25 protein-coding genes and 2 pseudogenes are annotated in these 18,536 nt (G+C 30.8%); all 27 read right to left on the bottom strand.

The window, feature by feature from the left end; translation table 11 throughout:
* Positions 1-4: 4 nt before the first annotated feature.
* The 27 genes and pseudogenes from DEFDS_RS01850 to DEFDS_RS01730 all read right to left on the bottom strand — a co-directional run bounded on the left by DEFDS_RS01850 (position 5) and on the right by DEFDS_RS01730 (position 18,515).
* Positions 5-670, bottom strand: a complete 666-nt coding sequence (locus DEFDS_RS01850; protein WP_013007111.1) for a formyltransferase family protein — start codon at positions 668-670, stop codon at positions 5-7.
* On the bottom strand, positions 667-1,812 hold the full coding sequence (locus tag DEFDS_RS01845; RefSeq protein ID WP_013007110.1) for a LegC family aminotransferase: 1,146 nt from the start codon (positions 1,810-1,812) through the stop codon (positions 667-669). Before DEFDS_RS01845 ends, DEFDS_RS01850 begins: the two co-directional genes overlap by 4 nt.
* Entirely contained in the window at positions 1,799-2,986 is a 1,188-nt protein-coding gene (locus tag DEFDS_RS01840; RefSeq protein ID WP_013007109.1) for a UDP-N-acetylglucosamine 4,6-dehydratase, read from the bottom strand. The genes DEFDS_RS01845 and DEFDS_RS01840 overlap by 14 nt, the downstream gene beginning before the upstream one ends.
* Before the next feature lie 60 nt (positions 2,987-3,046).
* Positions 3,047-4,861 (bottom strand): annotated as a pseudogene (glmS, locus tag DEFDS_RS01835) (glutamine--fructose-6-phosphate transaminase (isomerizing)).
* A gap of 96 nt (positions 4,862-4,957) precedes the next feature.
* Positions 4,958-5,119: an IS3 family transposase gene (locus DEFDS_RS13125; protein WP_407919196.1), complete on the bottom strand. Its 162-nt coding sequence runs from the start codon at positions 5,117-5,119 to the stop codon at positions 4,958-4,960.
* 219 nt (positions 5,120-5,338) lie between these two features.
* Positions 5,339-5,554, bottom strand: a complete 216-nt coding sequence (locus DEFDS_RS01830) for a hypothetical protein (RefSeq protein ID WP_041223554.1) — start codon at positions 5,552-5,554, stop codon at positions 5,339-5,341.
* A gap of 27 nt (positions 5,555-5,581) precedes the next feature.
* Positions 5,582-5,920, bottom strand: coding sequence for a nucleotidyl transferase AbiEii/AbiGii toxin family protein (locus tag DEFDS_RS01825; RefSeq protein ID WP_153801454.1), 339 nt, complete (start codon positions 5,918-5,920; stop codon positions 5,582-5,584).
* A gap of 13 nt (positions 5,921-5,933) precedes the next feature.
* The gene (locus DEFDS_RS01820; RefSeq protein ID WP_013007107.1) at positions 5,934-6,215 is read right to left on the bottom strand and encodes a hypothetical protein; all 282 of its coding nucleotides are present in this window, start codon (positions 6,213-6,215) and stop codon (positions 5,934-5,936) included.
* A 268-nt stretch (positions 6,216-6,483) separates the two neighbouring features.
* Positions 6,484-6,591, bottom strand: a complete 108-nt coding sequence (locus DEFDS_RS12885; protein WP_041223814.1) for a four helix bundle protein — start codon at positions 6,589-6,591, stop codon at positions 6,484-6,486.
* Between the two features lie 65 nt (positions 6,592-6,656).
* Positions 6,657-7,069: pseudogene (locus tag DEFDS_RS13360) on the bottom strand (ORF6N domain-containing protein).
* A 441-nt stretch (positions 7,070-7,510) separates the two neighbouring features.
* On the bottom strand, positions 7,511-7,753 hold the full coding sequence (locus DEFDS_RS01805; RefSeq protein WP_050742499.1) for a four helix bundle protein: 243 nt from the start codon (positions 7,751-7,753) through the stop codon (positions 7,511-7,513).
* Complete coding sequence (locus tag DEFDS_RS01800; RefSeq protein ID WP_013007106.1) at positions 7,740-8,003, bottom strand: GIY-YIG nuclease family protein; 264 nt, start codon at positions 8,001-8,003, stop codon at positions 7,740-7,742. The genes DEFDS_RS01805 and DEFDS_RS01800 overlap by 14 nt, the downstream gene beginning before the upstream one ends.
* 1 nt (position 8,004) lies before the next feature.
* Entirely contained in the window at positions 8,005-8,175 is a 171-nt protein-coding gene (locus DEFDS_RS12875; RefSeq protein ID WP_084742497.1) for a four helix bundle protein, read from the bottom strand.
* Between the two features lie 246 nt (positions 8,176-8,421).
* Complete coding sequence (locus tag DEFDS_RS01795; protein WP_013007105.1) at positions 8,422-8,676, bottom strand: ComEA family DNA-binding protein; 255 nt, start codon at positions 8,674-8,676, stop codon at positions 8,422-8,424.
* A 75-nt stretch (positions 8,677-8,751) separates the two neighbouring features.
* On the bottom strand, positions 8,752-9,234 hold the full coding sequence (locus DEFDS_RS13120) for a hypothetical protein (protein WP_013007104.1): 483 nt from the start codon (positions 9,232-9,234) through the stop codon (positions 8,752-8,754).
* Positions 9,231-9,521, bottom strand: coding sequence for a nucleotidyltransferase domain-containing protein (locus DEFDS_RS01785; protein WP_013007103.1), 291 nt, complete (start codon positions 9,519-9,521; stop codon positions 9,231-9,233). Before DEFDS_RS01785 ends, DEFDS_RS13120 begins: the two co-directional genes overlap by 4 nt.
* Before the next feature lie 110 nt (positions 9,522-9,631).
* Positions 9,632-11,170, bottom strand: coding sequence for an ATP-binding protein (locus DEFDS_RS01780; RefSeq protein ID WP_013007102.1), 1,539 nt, complete (start codon positions 11,168-11,170; stop codon positions 9,632-9,634).
* 494 nt (positions 11,171-11,664) lie between these two features.
* On the bottom strand, positions 11,665-12,309 hold the full coding sequence (gene fsa / locus DEFDS_RS01775; RefSeq protein ID WP_013007101.1) for a fructose-6-phosphate aldolase: 645 nt from the start codon (positions 12,307-12,309) through the stop codon (positions 11,665-11,667).
* A gap of 10 nt (positions 12,310-12,319) precedes the next feature.
* Positions 12,320-12,559 (bottom strand): YHS domain-containing protein, encoded by a 240-nt coding sequence (locus DEFDS_RS01770; protein WP_013007100.1) that lies wholly within the window; start codon positions 12,557-12,559, stop codon positions 12,320-12,322.
* Complete coding sequence (gene jag, locus DEFDS_RS01765; protein ID WP_013007099.1) at positions 12,559-13,191, bottom strand: RNA-binding cell elongation regulator Jag/EloR; 633 nt, start codon at positions 13,189-13,191, stop codon at positions 12,559-12,561. The genes DEFDS_RS01770 and jag overlap by 1 nt, the downstream gene beginning before the upstream one ends.
* Before the next feature lie 8 nt (positions 13,192-13,199).
* Positions 13,200-14,714, bottom strand: coding sequence for a membrane protein insertase YidC (yidC, locus tag DEFDS_RS01760; protein WP_013007098.1), 1,515 nt, complete (start codon positions 14,712-14,714; stop codon positions 13,200-13,202).
* Between the two features lie 19 nt (positions 14,715-14,733).
* On the bottom strand, positions 14,734-14,961 hold the full coding sequence (gene yidD / locus DEFDS_RS01755; RefSeq protein ID WP_013007097.1) for a membrane protein insertion efficiency factor YidD: 228 nt from the start codon (positions 14,959-14,961) through the stop codon (positions 14,734-14,736).
* Positions 14,915-15,262 carry a ribonuclease P protein component gene (gene rnpA, locus DEFDS_RS01750; protein WP_013007096.1) on the bottom strand — a complete coding sequence of 116 codons (348 nt, stop codon included), beginning with the start codon at positions 15,260-15,262 and terminating at the stop codon, positions 14,915-14,917. Before rnpA ends, yidD begins: the two co-directional genes overlap by 47 nt.
* Positions 15,263-15,265: 3 nt before the next feature.
* Positions 15,266-15,400, bottom strand: a complete 135-nt coding sequence (gene rpmH / locus DEFDS_RS01745) for a 50S ribosomal protein L34 (protein ID WP_013007095.1) — start codon at positions 15,398-15,400, stop codon at positions 15,266-15,268.
* A 134-nt stretch (positions 15,401-15,534) separates the two neighbouring features.
* Positions 15,535-16,563, bottom strand: a complete 1,029-nt coding sequence (gene selD / locus DEFDS_RS01740) for a selenide, water dikinase SelD (RefSeq protein ID WP_084742493.1) — start codon at positions 16,561-16,563, stop codon at positions 15,535-15,537.
* A gap of 15 nt (positions 16,564-16,578) precedes the next feature.
* Complete coding sequence (yedF, locus tag DEFDS_RS01735) at positions 16,579-17,172, bottom strand: sulfurtransferase-like selenium metabolism protein YedF (protein WP_013007093.1); 594 nt, start codon at positions 17,170-17,172, stop codon at positions 16,579-16,581.
* Between the two features lie 38 nt (positions 17,173-17,210).
* Complete coding sequence (locus DEFDS_RS01730; RefSeq protein WP_013007092.1) at positions 17,211-18,515, bottom strand: aminotransferase class I/II-fold pyridoxal phosphate-dependent enzyme; 1,305 nt, start codon at positions 18,513-18,515, stop codon at positions 17,211-17,213.
* Positions 18,516-18,536 lie beyond the last annotated feature (21 nt).

Genomic DNA, 18,536 nt, shown 5'->3' with positions numbered 1-18,536 from the left:
CATATTACCTCTTTGCTTTATTTTTATATTCAAAGATAAATCCATGATGTTCTATGTAAATAGATGGATAATCTTTATATGTAGTTGCTTTTAATCTTCTTATTATTTCCCCCTTATCCATTGAAATATCTATTTTTCTTAAAAATTCAAAATCTTTTCTTGTATAGGGTTTTCTTTTCCAATTTTCATCTGTAAAATTTAAAGAATAATCATCAAAATAATCATCAATTACCTCTTTTGCCAATTCTAGCATAAATATATATGTTCTATTTATTAAAGACTCGACATCATCTTCCTCAAAAATAGGAAATCTTTTAACTTTAATAATTCTTCCTGAATCAACTTTTTCTTCCATAATATGAGCTGTTACTCCATATAATTTTTCATTATTATATAAAGCAAAGTTATAACAACCTATACCTGGATACTCAGGTGGCCCAGGATGAAAGTTTATATTATAATCCCTCGTGTTAGTTAAAACCTTTTTTTGAATTATCCAAGGAGAAGAATATGAAATTACCAAATCATAAATTTTTCTTTTAGCTTCTTCAGGAAAAGGGTTATTAATATCACCTATAAATAAATCAATTTCTTTTGTATATAATTTAATATGGTTAATGATATCTATTAAACCTATTCTTTTTTTTGCAAAGATTGCTACTTTTTTCATACATTAACTCCACTTGGTATATTTACAACTCTTTCTTCTATATACTCAGCATTTGTAGTATCAATTTTAAAACAATTTTCATACATAGGAAGTTTATACATCAATGTCCATACAGGTCTTGTTTGAACTTTATTTTTATTTGTTATTTCTAAAAATTTATCTCTTTCGGTTTTACTTTTCAAAAATATTGCATTGAGCCAGTAGTTAGAGCGACTATATTCAGGTTCTGTAAAAGATTGTATCCCTAAATTTTCAAAAAAGTTTTTATATTCATGTGCTATTTTTCTTTTTATATTTATAAACATTTCAAGTTTTTCCATTTGAGCAAGCCCAAGAGCAGCATTTAAATTTGGCATTCTGTAATTGTATCCAACTTCATCGTGAAAATATTCATAAGGATGGGGGACTTTTGCTGTTGTTGTAAGATGTTTTGCACTTTTTGCTAAATCTTCATCATTAGTTAAAATCATTCCTCCGCCACCAGTTGTTATAATTTTGTTTCCGTTAAAACTTAAAATACCTAATTTACCAAACGTTCCTGTATGTTTACTTTTATAAAAACTTCCAAGACTTTCGGCTGCATCTTCAACTACCGGTATGTTATATTTTTTACATAGTTCAACTATTTGGTCGATTTTAACAGGATGTCCAAATGTATGCATAGGAACACAAGCTGTTATTTTTCTTTTTGTTTCTTTGTTTATTGGATTTCCATTTTTATCAAATTCAACAAATTTTTTCAGAAAATATTCTAAACTTTCAGAAGACATACCAAGAGTGTCTAAATCAACATCTACAAAGACAGGCTCAGCACCACAATATCTTATAGCATTACAGGTAGCCACAAATGTAATAGGTTGTGTTATTACCTCACTATTTTCTCCTACTCCAGATAAAAGTAAGGCTATGTGCAAGGCAGAAATTCCATTAACAGTTGCTATTGCATATTTTGCTCCTGTATATTCTGCAATTTTTCTTTCGAATTCGTTTACATATTCACCTACAGAAGAAACAAAAGTAGATTCAATTGTATCTAAAACATATTTTTTTTCATGACCTACAAAAACAGGCTCATGAAGACCTACAACATCTTTTTTATACAACTCTTTTATAAAAGTTATAATCTTTTTACATTTTATCATCTAAATACTTTCCTTTCTCAAGATGATAAAATTCTGGCAACATATATTCAAAAAGTTCTACAATCTCTCTTTTGCTCCATTCTAATTTTTTTTTCATTTCTTCAACTCTTTTTATAAAATAATTCAATTTTTCTTTCTCGTAAATCGGTTTGTTTTTTATAATACCAATTCCTTCAAATCTATCCCAATCAATGATATTATCATTTGTATAAAACTCTTCAAAATCTTTTTCTCCTGTTGTATCACTAATTGTAAATAGACAAGGCCATTTTCCTTTTTTTGGAAGAGTCTTTACAAGTTTTCTTGCTTCTTCTTCACTTTCACAAATATAAGGATCATATCCTTTCATTTTAAGATACTTTATTGCAATTTCAGCGAATGTTATTAAATGAAGTTTATCGCTTAATTTTGGAAAAAATATATCTCTATTTTCACCAAAAATAGTACTCATTAAACAAAGCTCACCACTTTCTTTTGGTGTTACAAAATATCTTTTTACATCTTTTGGAGCTACAATCGGTTGTTGTTTCTCAAGCCTTTTATTAAAAGAGTAAAGTAAACTTCCATCACTAAACGCTACATTTGCAAATCTTGCAGTAGAAACAGGTATTTCTAAACTTCTTCTCATTAAGAAAAGCTCCATAATTCTTTTACTAGCACCCATCATATTAACAGGATTTGTAGCTTTATCAGTTGATACACAAAAATATTTTTTTACACCATTTTCAATAGATTGAATTAAAGTCTTTTCCGTATTTAATATATTAACTTCAATCATTCTCATTAAAGTAAATGGGTCCTTTTCACTTCTTACATGCTTTAAAGCACTTAAGTTTAATACATAATCATATTTTCCATCTGCTTTTATAAGTGCATCATATTCAACACTTCCTACATCTATTGTATAAGTTTTAAACTCTCCATCTATATATCCTAATGAACTTCTTATATCTCTTACGAGTTCTGCTAAATTATTTTCACTTATATCAACAACATGAAGTTTTTTAGGATTTCTTTTAAAAATCTCTTTTACTACCGCACTACCAATACTTCCAGCTCCTCCTATTACTAAAAATGATGAAAATCCTATAATATTTGCTAGTTCCTTTTCATTTTTTTCTATATCTACTTTAAATAATTCAGAATCTCTTCCAATCAACTCTAAAATATTCATTTTTTCTCCTTACTTTTATATAAAATATTAATCACTAACTTTCAATAACATTTAATTTTTTCATTCTACCGTCACACTTTTAGCAAGATTTCTTGGCTGATCCACATCAAGCCCAAGCAGATTAGCCGCATGGTATGCAAAAAGCTGAATTACTATTGAGTTTAAAAATGGGGTAAGCTCTTCTAATGTGACTGGCAGTATAAAACTATAATCAGATTTGGATATGATATCTTTATCCCCTTTAGTAACAGTGGATATCACAATCCCATCCCTTGCCTTTACCTCTTCAACATTTGCAAGTATCTTGTCATATACCCTGGATTTTGTCCCCAACACAAATACTGGCATCTCTTTGTCTATCAGAGCTATTGGGCCATGTTTCATCTCTCCTGCAGGGTAACCCTCAGCATGAATATACGAAATCTCTTTTAATTTTAAAGCCCCTTCAAGGGCTATTGGATAATTGTAATGTCTTCCAAGATATAAAAAGTTTTTATATCTTACAAACTCTTTTGCTATATCCTCTATCTGTTTGTCATGTTTTAAAACTTCTTCAATCTTTTCTGGTAGTTGTATCAAATCGTTTAAAATAGATTTTATTTCACTTTTTTCTAATACCCCTTTCTTTTGACCAAGGAATAATGCAAAAAGAAATAATGAAGCAAGCTGGGTGGTAAAAGCTTTTGTTGATGCTACACCTATCTCTGGACCAGCATGGGTATAAATTACTCCATCTGATTCCCTTGCTATTGTGGAGCCCACCACATTGCAAATAGATACAACTTTCGCACCCATCTTTTTACTCATCCTGAGAGCTGCTATTGTATCTGCAGTCTCCCCTGATTGAGATATGGGGATCAAAAGGGTTTTATTTGTAGCGATAGGGTTTCTATATCTAAATTCTGATGCTATATCTACTTCTACTGGTATCTTTGCAAAATTTTCGATGTAAAATTTACCAACAAGACCTGCATGCCAGCTAGTACCACAGGCCACAATAGTTATCTTTTCTATATCTTTTATTGTTTCATAATCCACTTCACCGAAATAGATTTCACCTTCTTCTAATGAGTATTTCCCTCTTATTGTATCTATGATTGCTCTTGGCTGCTCATAAATCTCCTTTAGCATAAAGTGTTTGTATCCGGCCTTTTCTGCCATCACAGGATTCCAGTCTATAACCTTTATCTCCCTTTTTACCTCTTTGCCGTTATTTTCAATATAGACAGAGTTTTTTGTGAGTGTTGCCACATCCCCTTCTTCCAAAAAGATAAACTTTCTTGTATAACTCAACACAGCAGGGATATCGCTTGCTGCAAACATCTCATTTTCGCCAACCCCTATGACAAGTGGGCTATCATATCTTGCCACGACTATTTTATCTGGTTCATTTTCAGAAATTACGGCTATTGCATAGGAGCCTTTTAATTTTTTTATTGCGTTTTTGACAGCTTCAAAAAGGTTATCTTTATATAGGCTATCAATTAGATGAGCTATTACCTCAGTGTCAGTTTCAGAGGAAAATTCATAACCTTTGTCGATAAGCTCATTTTTTAACTGTAAGTAATTTTCTATTATACCATTATGGACAAGAGCAATTCGTTTGGATTTGTGTGGGTGAGCGTTTTCATCTGATGGCTTACCGTGTGTCGCCCATCTTGTATGCCCTATACCTAATGAGCAATTTACACCTATATTGCTTATTTTCTCACCCAAATTAACTAATTTTCCGACACTTTTAATACTTTACAAAGAATTATTATCAAAAAAAGCTAAACCTGCAGAATCATAACCCCTATATTCTAATCGTTTTAACCCTTCAAATAACACATCAATTGCATTTCTTACACCTTTATAAGCAACTATACCACACATTTGAAACTCCTCAGAAAAAGTTCAAGGTTCAAGGTTCAATGTTCAATGTTCTATATTAGTGTTAAGTGGAATTGCAACCTTTTTGTAGACATTAAGTTAAGCAATATTTTTATTTAACTCATAAAACCTTTCATATCTTTCATTTGGAGTATGATAACCTATTTTTGAATGCAGTCTCTTTCTATTATAAAAACACTCAATATACTCAAAAATACCATTTTTTATCTCATTCCACGACTCACATCTTGAAAACTGTATAAATTTATAAATTCTATTTTTATCGTCTTAAAAAACTTTCTGCACATGCTTGTTATAACAATGTCCATTTGAAGTGATATTCTGAGCAACATTTATAATCATTTTATTCTTTAAACTCTCATCAAAATAAAGTTATTACAAAAACCATCTTTTGTGCTTTTATCTTTTACTTTCATACTTTTGCTTTCAAGCAAATTTTTATCACTAAGAGCCTTTCATTTATAGAAATTCTTTCTTAATCTTTTCTTCAAAAAAATCCCTGATTTCTTTCAATGAAAGCTTTTTTACCGGTTTTAGATAGTCCAATTTTTCGTCTTCTATATCATCAATAAAAGTTAAAGCCGTTATAAAAAGCTTCAAGTTTATACCGTTTAAAATATCTTTTGATAGTTCAAAGATTTGCTTCAAACTAAAATGGTGTGCTAAGAAATACAAATCATAATAGTCTCTATATTTCGCCCTTTAAAAAAGTGTATTTATCTTCATTATTGCGATCTGCTCCAGTGTGGCTACATTGAAGTTCCTTATCTCTTTTGGTTTTAAAAAGTGCCACTTCGCATTAAAAAAAGTAACTTTTACACCATTAATCATTACATCAATCTGATCGTTGCTAATATTTACTATTTCTTTGTTGTTAAAATTATTGATAATCTTGAACACTTCTTCTATTTGGAAGTTGTTATCTTGATAAGTAAAAAAATCCAAATCCTCACTGAACCTGTGACAAAGATATAATGTTAACGCACTACCATCCACCAAAACAAAATTTCTCATATAATCGTTTTTTATGAGTTCTAACAAAATTTCCTTCGTACTATTTAACAGACACTCTAACTTTAAACCTTGCATTATCCAAGCCTTCAAAATAATCCTTTTCAACATCCATATCAAAAAAGATTCTTGCTACCATAAGGTTAAGTTTTAAAAACCTCTTGTCAGGAGCCATTGTTTTTAGCCAAATTCCCTTTATTTTGTTATTATTAATTCTTTTAAACAACTCTATTATATCATCAAGATCACCGTATTTCAGTGTGTGTTCTATCATGGTGGCCTCATCAATATCACTGTTTTTCTTGATATTCCAGTAAATACCCATTTATTTAACTCCTCCTCTACCAATAGACGCACTCTGTCTGTAAACTGGACTTGAAGTTTCTAATCCTATAAATATAAACAAGCTAAATGGATGGCCTTGCATTCTGAATTCCAATGCAATCACTTTTTAATATATCTATATATACTACTGTTGCAAGTCCGTAAAACAATGGAGAATGTCCTGGTTCATCATAAAAATGTGAAATTAGTCATGAGGTTAGTTCATCACTAGTTAATTGTTAGTTTGCAGCTCTGCGTATTCGGGAAACCTATCCATAAACTTCTTCTTTAGGAAGTTTTGATGTTAATTTATAAATATCTAAAATAAAATTATGGCTCTCTTGCCAAGCAACCAGCTCATTCCAATTTCTACTCATACATTCCCCAATCACCACCTAACAATCAACTAACCAAAACTAACTACAAACTAACCAATAATTAACTACTTTTTTAATTTTTTCTTATCCCATATTTGTTTATCCGTAATTATTGAAAGGGCTTTAAGATTTTTGGTTAAATTCCTTATTTTCGTAAAAGTTTCAATTATGGCAATTGTAGCTTCTGTCGCTCTTTTGCTTTTTAAAATAGTTGCAAGCATATAAAGCCCTTTTTCGGTAAAAGCTTTAGGGACATAAGGGGAAAACTTCAATTGAGAAAGATGGTCGAAATTTTCGACCACATACTTTTTTTCTTCTTCCGTAAGTTCTATAATATATCCTTTAGAAATTTTTCTGGATTATTTTTTACAGCCTCGTTAACTCTTTTAGTCTCTACTCCATAAATTTTAGCAACATCGCTATCTAATAATACTTTCTCACCTCTAATTTCAATGATTAAATCTTCAATTTTTTCCATTCTTATAATATTCATACTCTATCTCCCACCACCTATGTGGCGTAGTGGTTTACTAGTTTAGTGGTAGAGTAGGAGAGTTATGGAGTGAGTGGGCAAGTAGTTGAGTTTCACTACTATATCACTCCACTACTAAACTACTCACCGTTCACTATTCACTGTTCACCCATTCACGGCCTCTCAGGGCAGGCTACCGCCAATGCCACCTCTCAGAGTGGCTTAAAAAAGTATCTGATTAGAGTACAATAACACATTTCTAACATATAATTTTACTGTTTAGCTTACTTGTGTATATAATATAACAAATTCCTCCCCAATACAACCCAATCATGAAATAACAGTTTGAGTTTATAAAAACATTATTAAAAATGTCAAGCAGGAATTAACAAATAAAGGTTCTACGTTCTACGTTTCAATGTAAAAGTTTTAGAGGTTGTAGAAGGGCTAATGGTTTTTAGAAGATAAGGATTTGATAAGTTTATTGAGAAGGTAGCTTATCTCAGTCAACTTATCTTCAAAATATACATAATTTACATCAGTTATAAAACCTAAATCTCTTGAAAGTAAAAGGAAGTATCTTAGCTCTTCCAAAGAACCACGAGCTATATAAAGGTATCTTAAAAATTCTTTTTTTGTATTTTTTGAATGTCCTTTACCCTGTGGAATAAAAATACTAAAAAATATCAATTAAATAATTTTTTAATCTTTTCTTTATATATCTCTTACCATAAGTAGTTTTCAAATACTTTTCTCTTCTCAAAGCATCATCTATGTTTAAACATCCTTCAAAATAGATCAATTTTAATGGTCTTCTATTTTGCGTTGATTTCACACCACCAGCATTATATTTTTTAATTCTTTCTTTTAAGTTAGATGTATATCCAACATAAAACTTTTTATCTTTCTCACTTTGTAATACATATACATAATAAAACATCTTATTCCACAGGGCAAACAATATTAGTAGGTATTGAATAGGCTGCTCTTTTGATTTGATCCACTAAAGAATAAGTTTCAGTTTTTGGAAAACTTTTTATCAATTTGTAAATTTCCAAAACAATAGAATGGCTCTTCTGCCAAACTATTAAACCATTCCACCCTTTACTCATCCTTCACCCTATATAACCTCTTCAACCTCTACAACATCTTTAACCTCTTCAACCTCTACAACCTATACAACTATCAACATTGAACATTGTGAGGAGCGAATGCGACGAAGCAATCTCTTGATTGTGATAATTATCAACATGTTAATCTATTGTGCAACATCCTCAACTCATTTTTAATTAAATTTATCTTTTCTTCGATCATTTTTAATCCAAAGTTATAAAAAATGGGGGGCTCTTTTTATGAAATTAGCAATCAGAGCCTACGCAAATATTGTCTTTGTTCTTCTCCAAAAACCTCTTACCTATACCTTTTATCTCTAATAGTTCTTCAATACTATCAAAAGGTTTTTTCTCCCTCCTCTCTATGATAGCCTCAGCTTTTTTCTCCCCTAAACCTTTTAAACTCATCAACTCCTCTTTTGTTGCAGTATTTATGTTTATTTTTGCAAATAAAACAGATGTAATAAAGATGAAAATCATTAGAAATAATAGTTTCTTCATAGCATCCCCCTATTTTATTTAGCCCCCCAATAATATCGTTACTCGATAATCGTTTACCGAATAACTGTTGTCATGCTAATATTTTATCACTTTATCATTTTGCTCGCAATATTTCTTTATATTTACATAAGGATAAACTTTTTCAACAACATCCATCAAAAAAGGTGTTTGCTCAATTATCTCTTTAAATTTTTTAATTAAATTTTCTTGTATATATTCATGAGCAAATTCATTTTTCAAGTCTTTCAAAGCAATTAACAGCCTATAATCATCTACAAATCCTCTTTTTTCAGCTCTAATAACAATATCAAGTTTTCTACTAATATCTTCTAATTCTACTACATCAAGACTGCGCAACACTTTGTTTATTAAAATATCCACCGTCCTACCAAAGCGATTTGATAATGTCTCTAGAATTTCCAAATCTTCTTCTCCTAAATTTTCTTTATTGAGATTTAACTTCAAGGCTTTATTATAAGATTTTTGTAACCATTCTACGTTCTTTATCAAAAGATATATATTATCACATAAAATTTTTATAGCTCTTTCTGTATTCATATTTCCACACCAGTTTCATAAGCATATTTAATAAATTCTGTTTTTTCTACATCATCAGTAAATACGATATCTATTTTTCTTTCTCCCAATGCAAGAATTAACTCAACCCTGATATTTCTTTTTGTTTTATAATCAATCTTTTGTGATATAACTAAAATATCTATATCCCCACCTTTTTTTGATAAATCAGCTCTACTTCCAAAAATCAATATTTTGGCATCAGGATCATATTTTTTTATAATCTCTTTAATTATAGTAATCTCTTTTTCATCCAATCTCACTTTCAAATTTTACCCCAATTAATTTATAATCTGAAACCCGCTTTTCAAAAGTAGCCTTACAATTTTATTTCATATACTCATGTTATATCATTCAAACGTTGTAACGTTGAAACGTTCTATCGTTCTATCTTCTCCCATTCAAAATTAACAATATTTTTCTCTTCAGAGCTAAATTCTATACCTACAAGGTAAATTTCTTTTGATTTATCTAAATACTTTTCTGCATATTTTTTCTCTTTAATCTGTCTTAATGCTTCACCTTTTTTACCATCAACCTTAAATTCAACTATATAAATCTTATCATTGACAAATAATGTCAAATCGATCCTACCCTTATTCGTCACATCCTCGCCTATAATCTTTATACCAAGTGAAGAAAGATAAGCAAAAATTACACTGGCATAAAAACCTTCGTACAAATTTAATTCATTTTTCACATAATTGGTATATGGTATTGATGAAAATAGCCTCATTAAAGCATCTTTAAAATCATTTAGATTTCCAAAATAAAGTGATTTTATAAGTGGTTCTTTAATCTTTGTATCACCATGATAAAGATAACGAATAATATAATCATTTAAAGATATCTGAACTTCCAAGTTTGGTATTCTGAGACTGTATTCTATTGACTGCAAAAGTTCATTTTGTATCACTTTATCTATGGTTAAATAACCAGATTGAAAAAGTAATACTTCTAAATCCATTTGCTCTATATCAAAACTTGATAATATCTTATCATCAACTACTAAATTACTTAAATTTGGTAGAAAATAATTTCTCTCTTTTATCAATTTAATCAAAAAAGATGGCGTGCCTGTTTCAAACCAATAGTTTCTAAACAAATACCCGTTACTGATAAATTGTAAAATATCAAACGGGTTATATACATTATCTTTTAAGAAATTATAGCCATTGTACCACCTTTTTATTTTTTCCATATCCACGTTTTCTAAATATGGTTCAAAAGTTGTCTCAAGGTCATACTGAGTATAACCACAAATATTACCAAACCTTGGATTTAGCGAAATATCGGTAAGCATATTTAGTCCACTGAATATCGATGCTTTAGAAAATTTACTCACACCAGTTAAAAATGCAAATTTGACATAAGCATCATTATCTTTGATTATAGAGTATAAACCTCTTAAAAATTCTCTATGCAACTTTGCTTGCTCAATATCTTCTATCACATCAAGAATAGGCTTGTCATATTCATCTATCAAAATTACTACTTTCTGATTGTATCTCTCATATGCTCTTTGTATTAATTCATTAAAACAGGATGAAGGATTTTCTAGATTTTCACATTCAATACCAATTCTTTTTTGATTGCTTTTTAAAATATCTATTGCTCTCTCTTCAACTTTCTCAAGTGTTCTTAGATCACCTGCCCAGCTTATTTTAATTACCGGGTACTTTTCATCCCAGTCCCATTTATCATAAATGTATAAACCTTCAAAAAGCTTTTTATTCCCTTCAAAAAGCTCTTTTAGTGTATCTAGGAAAAGTGATTTACCAAATCTACGAGGGCGAGAAAGAAAAACATAAGTAAAATTATTGACTAATTCATATGCTTCTTTAGTTTTATCAACATAGATATAATTTTCTTCTCTGATTTTTCGAAACGACTGTATTCCTACTGGAAGCTTTTTCATGATATCACCCATTTAGTTTTTTATCATTATATAACATCAGAAGTTTTTGTAAAGGGGTTGAAAGATTGCTCTGTTTGAGACTGTTTGATAATAAAGTAAGTTTTGCTAACAAAGTAGTTTTGAGATTGTTTCCCCGCCATTTACGTTAGCATTTTAATAGTTTACTTTTATAAACATAGATGAAACAAAACTTTAAATTAAAAACCTACCGCTAAATGGCGGGGCGCAATGACCCAAAAATGCCGTCTTTGCGAGCGTTAGCGAAGCAATCTGAGGGTCTAAGCAATTGTTTTTGTGCAATACCCTCAATTAATAGATTGCTTCGTCGCTTTTGCTCCTCGCAATGACAGGGAAATTAGTTACTGCTAGTGTCAGCTATGCAACCTTAAAAAGTCGTCTTTTAACTGTGTGACTTCTCAAAAAAATTTTAAGTGTTTATTTTTAAAGATATAAACGTTTACTTTTTCAAAAAAGTAGTGGGGATAGAAAACCCACTACTTATTAGCGTTTTTCCAATCAGCTAAAAACTTTTCTAAACCTATATCAGTTAAAGGGTGTTTAAATAGCTGTTTTAGAACTTTAAATGGGATTGTTGCTATATCAACACCATTCAATGCAGCTATTTGCACATGAAGTGGATGCCTGATACTTGCGGCAATAACCTCTGTATCAAAATCATAATTCAACACAACTTCTTGACAATCCAAAACTATATCCATTCCATCATGCCCTACATCATCGAGTCTTCCTGCAAAAGGGCTGATATATCTTGCACCAGCTTTACAAGCAAGAAGTGCCTGATTTGCAGAAAAAATCAGAGTCATATTTACATCAATCCCCTCTTGATTAAGTGTGTAAGTAGCTTTTAACCCATTTTCTGTAAAAGGGATCTTTACTACTACATATTCACTAATTGAAGCTAATTCCTTTGCCTCTTTTACCATCCCTTCGTAATCTGTAGCTATCACCTCAGCACTAACAGGCCCTTTAACAATATCGCAAATCTCTTTTATTGTTTCTTTAAAATCTCTCTTTTCTTTGGCTATTAAACTTGGGTTTGTTGTAACTCCATCTACAATCCCATAAGAAACCGCTTCCTTAATTTCATCAATATTTGCTGTATCAAGAAATATTTTCATCTTACACCTCTTAATTATTTTTCTTGGATTCTATAAATTTGTCCATACATTCCTTTGAACAAAAATAATAAATTTTATCATAATATTTCACTTTATATGGAGAAGTTATTTCCACATAAGTTCCGCAAATCTCATCTTTTACCAAATCAACAGAATCTGAAATTTCCTTCTGCTCACTCTCAACTTTTTTCTTTCGAAACAATGTAAATGCTAAATATATCAAAAGTCCTGTTATTAAAAATTTTAGCATTATTTTAAGTCCTCTGGTATAATGTAAATAGTTTTTATATTACCATCACCATAACTTTCTGTCCTTACCCCTGGAATCTCTTTTAATGCATTATGAATCTCTTTACGAACCATCGGTATCATTGGAGGCAGCTTTTCCACCTTTTTTGTTTTTACAACCCTTTTAGCGAGCTCAATCGCTCTTTCTTTAAGATTTTCAATTACCCTTTTTCTATAATTTTCAATATCTACAATAACATTTATTTCTGATTTGTCATCAATTTTTAATAATTTATCAATTAAATATTGCAGTGCTTCAAGAGTTTGCCCCATTTTTCCTATCAGCAGGTTAGAATCTGGTGATTCTACATTTAAAATAATATTAGGATAATCCTCAACAACATTGATACGATATTCATTAAAACCTGCTTTATCAAGGAGTTCTGACAAAATAATTTTAGATTTCCTTTTTAAATATTCATTTTCATCAAATTTTATTTTTATTTTTGCATTCTTTTTTCCAAACCCTAAAATCCCTTTTGCACCTTTTTCTATAACTTCTACTTCTACAAACTCTCTTGGGATATCATGTTCTATTAAAAATGTATTTAAAGCTTCTTCTACACTACTTCCTTCCACTTCATAGTATTTCATAACACTCCTCACACTGTTTTCTTGTTAATAAAATACTGTTGAATAATAGTGAGTATGTTATTTGTTAGCCAATAAATTACAAGACCAGATGGGAAATTTAAAAACAGAAATGTGAATATAATAGGCATAAACATAAATAGTTTTTGCTGAGTTGGATCACCAGCCTGTGGAGTCATTTTCTGCTGAATAAACATAGTTATACCCATTAAAATAGGAGTAATATAATATGGATCTTTCATAGATAGATCTGTAATCCAACCAAAAAATGGTGAACCTTTTAACTCTATCGATACAAGAAGCGCCTTGTACAATGCAAAAAATATTGGTATCTGAATCAACATTGGAAGACACCCACCCATAGGGTTTACACCGTATTTTTTATAGAGCTCCATCATCGCAGCATTCATCTTCTGAGGGTCACCCTTAAACTTTTCTCTGATTTTTTGAATCTCAGGCTGAATCAGCTGCATTTTTTTCATGGAAGTCATACTTTTCAATGTAAGAGGATAAGTAACTATCTTAATAATTATTGTAAGTAATATAATCGCAACCCCATAGTTGTGAAGAAAACTATAAAACATATTGAGTAGTAAAAGCATTGGGATTGCTAGAAATGAAAAAATGCCAAAATTTATACTTTTTTCAAATTTATACCCTGAGCTTTTTAAAAGTTTGTACTCTTTTGGCCCAGTAAATAAAGCAAGTTTTAGTTGTTTTGTTTCTCTTGGATTGAGGATATAATTTATTTCACCACCAACAATGGCAGAATCTTTGTATTTCTTAATAAACCCTTTTTCAAAGTTTGTGGCCGTAGAAAAGAGAAAATACTTAGTGGTATATCCAATCCATAAAGGTTTGTTTACAACTACATCTTTCTTAACCTTATCAGGTCTTTCCTTATAAACTTTTTTCCCATCAAATATTATAGGCCCCTCAAATGCATACTTACTCTTTTCAAAACCTTCTCCAAAATCAGGGCCGATTGTAATTGTAAGAGGTAATTTTACCGTTTTATCGCCAGTATTGCTTATCTTTAAATAATAATCGATTAAGTACTTTTTGTTAGAAATTCTATAGCTTTTGGTAATTACAACATCGCCAACAAAACAATTAAAGTTTACTATTGTATTATCTTTACCTTTTTCAAGGTTATACTCTACTTTATCATAATTTAAATTATCTATTGAAAGATAATTTTTTTCTCCATCTTTGAAAACCACTTTGCCAATATCTTTATTTCTATATTTTAGAATAGCTGCAGAATAAACATCCCCACTATTTTTATCGAAACTTATACTAACATAATCAGTAGATACTTCAAACACATCCGGTTTAAATGATTTCTCATTACTTTTTTGAGCAATATTTAAATCAATCTTTTCAGGCTCTTTGTTTACATTGGGAGTGCTCTCAGCAGTTTTATTTTCGCTTACTACTGGAGCCTGACTTGGTGTATACATAAACTGAAAAATCATCAAAACCAAAATACTTAGTAAAACAGCAATTAGCGTCCTTTTGTCCATAATCTATATCCTCCTAAATTCACTTAACAGGGTCATATCCACCTTTACTAAATGGATTACATCGTAAAATTCGCCAAAGTGACAACAACAACCCACGCAAAATCCCTTTTTTAACAATAGCTTCTTTAGCATATTGAGAACAGGTTGGGTAATATCTACAATTCCTACCTAAGAAAGGTGACAACAAGATTTGATAAAAATCAATCAATTTTATCAGAAATGTAGTTAAAAAGTGTTTTAATTTCATTTTCTAAATCACTATACTTTAGTTTGTCTACCCCTTTTTTAGCCACTATAATTAACTGTAAATTATCAGGTAAACTATGTTTGTTGAGTCTATAAATTTCTCTTAATTTTCTCTTTACCTTATTTCTTATAACTGCTTTTTTGCTAATCTTTTTGCTAACTATAAAACCAGCTTTTCTACTCTGACCAAAGGCATAGCAAATATCAACATATTTGCTATTTAGCCATCGGCCACTAGAAAAAACATGCTCAAACTCTTTCTTTTTCCTAATTCGCTCATATTTTTTAAAAGTAAATTTCATTCATTATACAGTTAATCTTTTGCGCCCCTTAGCTCTTCTTCTCTTTAATACCAATCTACCGCCCCTAGTTTTCATCCTTGCACGGAAACCGTGTTTACGCTTTCTTTTAATGTTACTTGGTTTTTTCATAGTCAACATTTGAGCCATCTACACACACCTCCATTTTTTAGAGCGCACGATTATATATATCAAATATTCTTTTGTCAACTACCTTGAAACTAATACCCTCAAATTTTAAAATAAATAACCTAATCAAAGAAATTTTTTATCTTTTAGGTAAAAATCAGGAACTTTTCTTTAAAATTTTTCACTTCACCTATAATCTTTACATCAGAATAACCACTATCTTTTAAGTCGTTTAAAAGATTTTCAGCATCATCTTCAGATACAAATATGGCAAGCCCCCCAGAAGTCTGTGGATCAAACAAGAGCATCCTATATTTTTCGTCAACTTTTGAGTAATCCACAAAATATTCAATAAACTGCTTATTGAAATATGCACCAGCAGGGATAATACCCATCTCTGCATACTTTACAGCAGGACTTAAAAAATTTATATCTTCATAATTTATCACTAAAGTCTTATTTGATCCTTTTGCAACCTCATATAAATGCCCTGCTAATCCATAGCCTGTGATATCTGTGCAAGCAGAAACATCATACTTTTTCATAATCTTACTAGCATCATAATTTGATAACAGCATTACATCTTCTAAAATCTTATTTTCATCATCTGTTGTCATCTCACCTTTTAAAGCAGTTGATAAAACACCAATCCCCAAAGGCTTGGTATAAATAATTTTATCGTTTTCTCTTGCTGTACAATTTTTATAAATCTTATCACCTGTTATCATACCTGTTACAGAAAAACCCAATTTTACTTCATTATCATCTACCGTATGACCACCAACAAGATTGCACTTTACTTTTGCAAGCTCATCACATGCACCCTGCATCATAGCTTTTATTATTTCACTATCTATTTCACAGGAATACATCAAAATAGAAAGAGCAGTTATTGGATCTCCTCCCATCGCATAAATATCACTGAGAGAATTTATCGCAGCAATTCTTCCAAAAGTGTATGGATCATCAACTACTGGAGTAATGAAATCAACAGATTGCACTAAATATTTATCATCATTGATTTTATAAACACCACTATCATCATTCGTCTCAAAAGACACAATTACATTGCCATCTCTATATATTTTTAATCCATTAAGCGCTTCGTTTAGGTCCTCCGGACCTATTTTAGCTGCTCACCCTGCAGCTTTTGCTAAATGAGTTAATTTAATCACTTTTTCCTCAAAATATTAAAGTCTGATAACTTTGTCAGCATCAAACAGCCTTTGCATTACCTTAAAAGCATCAGTTACTTCACCAACTTTTAGATCATTCATAAGATCAAAATGGGTTAAGCATGTTCCACAACTTAAAATTTCTACCCCTTTTTCTTCAAGCTCTTTTAAAGCTTTTACCGTATCATCATTTTTAGTAGTAAGAAATACACCACTATTTACAAAAATGATTGTAGATGGCATTAGTTCTAGATTTATAATATTTTCAATAAACCCTTTCATTAATATCTTACCAAGCTCGTCACTTCCACTACCTATTGCATCACTACCGACATACAGCACTATTTTACTCTTTGATTTACTATCATCTTTTTCTTCATTTTTAACAATATCGCAAGTATAGCCTTTTGCTATAACAAGTTCAAAATAACCATCTTTTTCACTAATCTCACAAGTCAACCCCTGACTTGCAGCAAACTTTGATACATTTTCTTTTGAAGCAAAATTATCAACTAAAACTGTAATAACCCCTTCTTTAATGCTCTCAAGAGCTTTTTTAGTCATAATAACAGGAGTTGGACAAGCTTTTCCTCTTGCATCTACTACCATACAACCTCCATATTTAAAGGAGGGGAAAACCCCTCCATTTAATGCAAATCCTTACAACCTTTATATATCAACTCAAACAACTCTTCTACATCATTGACATCAATACAGCTAAAAGCAATTCTTAAATCGGTTTTGTTTACTGAAATTGTTCCTACTCCATATTTATCAAGCAAATGCACTCTTAATGCTTCAGCTTCAACATTTTTTAATTTCAAACACATAAAATAACCAGAGTTAAATGGATAATAATCAAACTCATCACTATATTTACCACTACTTAAAACTTCTTTCACTTTTAAAGCTCTTGCTTTCATAATTTCATACTTTTCAGCTTTCTGTTTAGCAAAATCTGGGTGATTTAACGCTCTTAATACAAATGTTTGAGATGGGTGTGGACAATTAGAAATAGTACCTCTAATTAAACCCGCCACTTTCTTTTCTAAAGCAGTTAATAAGTTATTTTGCTCCTTTGGCTCTGTAGCAGCAAAAGTGATAAAACCAACACGAAATCCCCACACATACTCTTCTTTTGTGGCACCGTCCAATTTTATAGCCAAAAGATTGTTTGATCTATTAGCCAAAAGACCAAAAAGTGATTCCTTTATCGAATCTTCGTAAAATAGCCCAAAATAAGCATCATCTGTAACAGCAACAATTTTTACCCCTTCTTCCGCTATTTCTACCAAACCATCAGCGATTCTTTTAGCTTCATCAACTGTAGGCATATAACCGGATGGGTTATTTGGGAAGTTAAGTAAAACAACTACTTTACCTTTGGCAGCCCCACAATCTCTTACTTTTTCTAATAAACCATCCACATTAAATCCACCATCAGCAGTAAAAGTATCAAAAGTCGCTACTTCTCCCCCCCTTCTCACACAAAATGTCAATCTGTAATTACCCCAGAATTTATCAGGTGTCACAATATAGTCACCTTCATCAATAAACATATCTGCTACTATACTCAAACCATGAGTTAAAGCGTTTGTTACAATAGGAGTCCCTATGAGTTTACCTGCTAAAGAAGGGTTTTCCTTAATCATTTTCTCTTTCCATACTTTTCTAAGCTCTGGTTTACCTGTAGCAGGAGCATAAGGGAATAAATCTTTTGGTTTAAACTCATCAAGAGCTTCATAAATACAATCAAGGTACATTGGCTTGTCACCTTCTGTGGCAATACCGATTGTCGCATTAAATTTATGTGCTTTTTCTTTTGCCTCTGCAGACTGAGTTAAAATCCCTTTTGGCATAAATAAATTTTTACCTAAAGTTGATAACATATCAATGACAGCTGGGTTATCCTGCTTGATCAATTCGTTTAATTCTTGAGCTAATGGGTTCATTTAAGACCTCCGTAATTTTAG

Origin of the sequence: Deferribacter desulfuricans SSM1 (assembly GCF_000010985.1) — a bacterium.
In the GTDB taxonomy this organism is placed as follows: Bacteria; Chrysiogenota; Deferribacteres; order Deferribacterales; family Deferribacteraceae; genus Deferribacter; species Deferribacter desulfuricans.
The sequence above is the reverse complement of the archived record's forward strand: the minus strand, read 5'-3'. Positions and strand labels throughout refer to the sequence as shown.

Bases quoted from the DNA above. Each gene is read 5' to 3' on its own strand.
- DEFDS_RS01850 (WP_013007111.1), bottom strand. From the start codon at position 670: ATGAAAAAAGTAGCAATCTTTGCAAAAAAAAGAATAGGTTTAATAGAT.
- DEFDS_RS01845 (WP_013007110.1), bottom strand. From the start codon at position 1,812: ATGATAAAATGTAAAAAGATTATAACTTTTATAAAAGAGTTGTATAAA.
- DEFDS_RS01840 (WP_013007109.1), bottom strand. From the start codon at position 2,986: ATGAATATTTTAGAGTTGATTGGAAGAGATTCTGAATTATTTAAAGTA.
- DEFDS_RS01820 (WP_013007107.1), bottom strand. From the start codon at position 6,215: ATGGGTATTTACTGGAATATCAAGAAAAACAGTGATATTGATGAGGCC.
- DEFDS_RS12885 (WP_041223814.1), bottom strand. From the start codon at position 6,591: ATGAGTAGAAATTGGAATGAGCTGGTTGCTTGGCAAGAGAGCCATAAT.
- DEFDS_RS01800 (WP_013007106.1), bottom strand. From the start codon at position 8,003: ATGTTTTATTATGTATATGTATTACAAAGTGAGAAAGATAAAAAGTTT.
- DEFDS_RS12875 (WP_084742497.1), bottom strand. From the start codon at position 8,175: ATGAGTAAAGGGTGGAATGGTTTAATAGTTTGGCAGAAGAGCCATTCT.
- DEFDS_RS01795 (WP_013007105.1), bottom strand. From the start codon at position 8,676: ATGAAGAAACTATTATTTCTAATGATTTTCATCTTTATTACATCTGTT.
- DEFDS_RS13120 (WP_013007104.1), bottom strand. From the start codon at position 9,234: ATGAATACAGAAAGAGCTATAAAAATTTTATGTGATAATATATATCTT.
- DEFDS_RS01780 (WP_013007102.1), bottom strand. From the start codon at position 11,170: ATGAAAAAGCTTCCAGTAGGAATACAGTCGTTTCGAAAAATCAGAGAA.
- fsa (WP_013007101.1), bottom strand. From the start codon at position 12,309: ATGAAAATATTTCTTGATACAGCAAATATTGATGAAATTAAGGAAGCG.
- DEFDS_RS01770 (WP_013007100.1), bottom strand. From the start codon at position 12,559: ATGCTAAAATTTTTAATAACAGGACTTTTGATATATTTAGCATTTACA.
- jag (WP_013007099.1), bottom strand. From the start codon at position 13,191: ATGAAATACTATGAAGTGGAAGGAAGTAGTGTAGAAGAAGCTTTAAAT.
- yidC (WP_013007098.1), bottom strand. From the start codon at position 14,714: ATGGACAAAAGGACGCTAATTGCTGTTTTACTAAGTATTTTGGTTTTG.
- yidD (WP_013007097.1), bottom strand. From the start codon at position 14,961: ATGAAATTAAAACACTTTTTAACTACATTTCTGATAAAATTGATTGAT.
- rnpA (WP_013007096.1), bottom strand. From the start codon at position 15,262: ATGAAATTTACTTTTAAAAAATATGAGCGAATTAGGAAAAAGAAAGAG.
- rpmH (WP_013007095.1), bottom strand. From the start codon at position 15,400: ATGTTGACTATGAAAAAACCAAGTAACATTAAAAGAAAGCGTAAACAC.
- yedF (WP_013007093.1), bottom strand. From the start codon at position 17,172: ATGGTAGTAGATGCAAGAGGAAAAGCTTGTCCAACTCCTGTTATTATG.
- DEFDS_RS01730 (WP_013007092.1), bottom strand. From the start codon at position 18,515: ATGAACCCATTAGCTCAAGAATTAAACGAATTGATCAAGCAGGATAAC.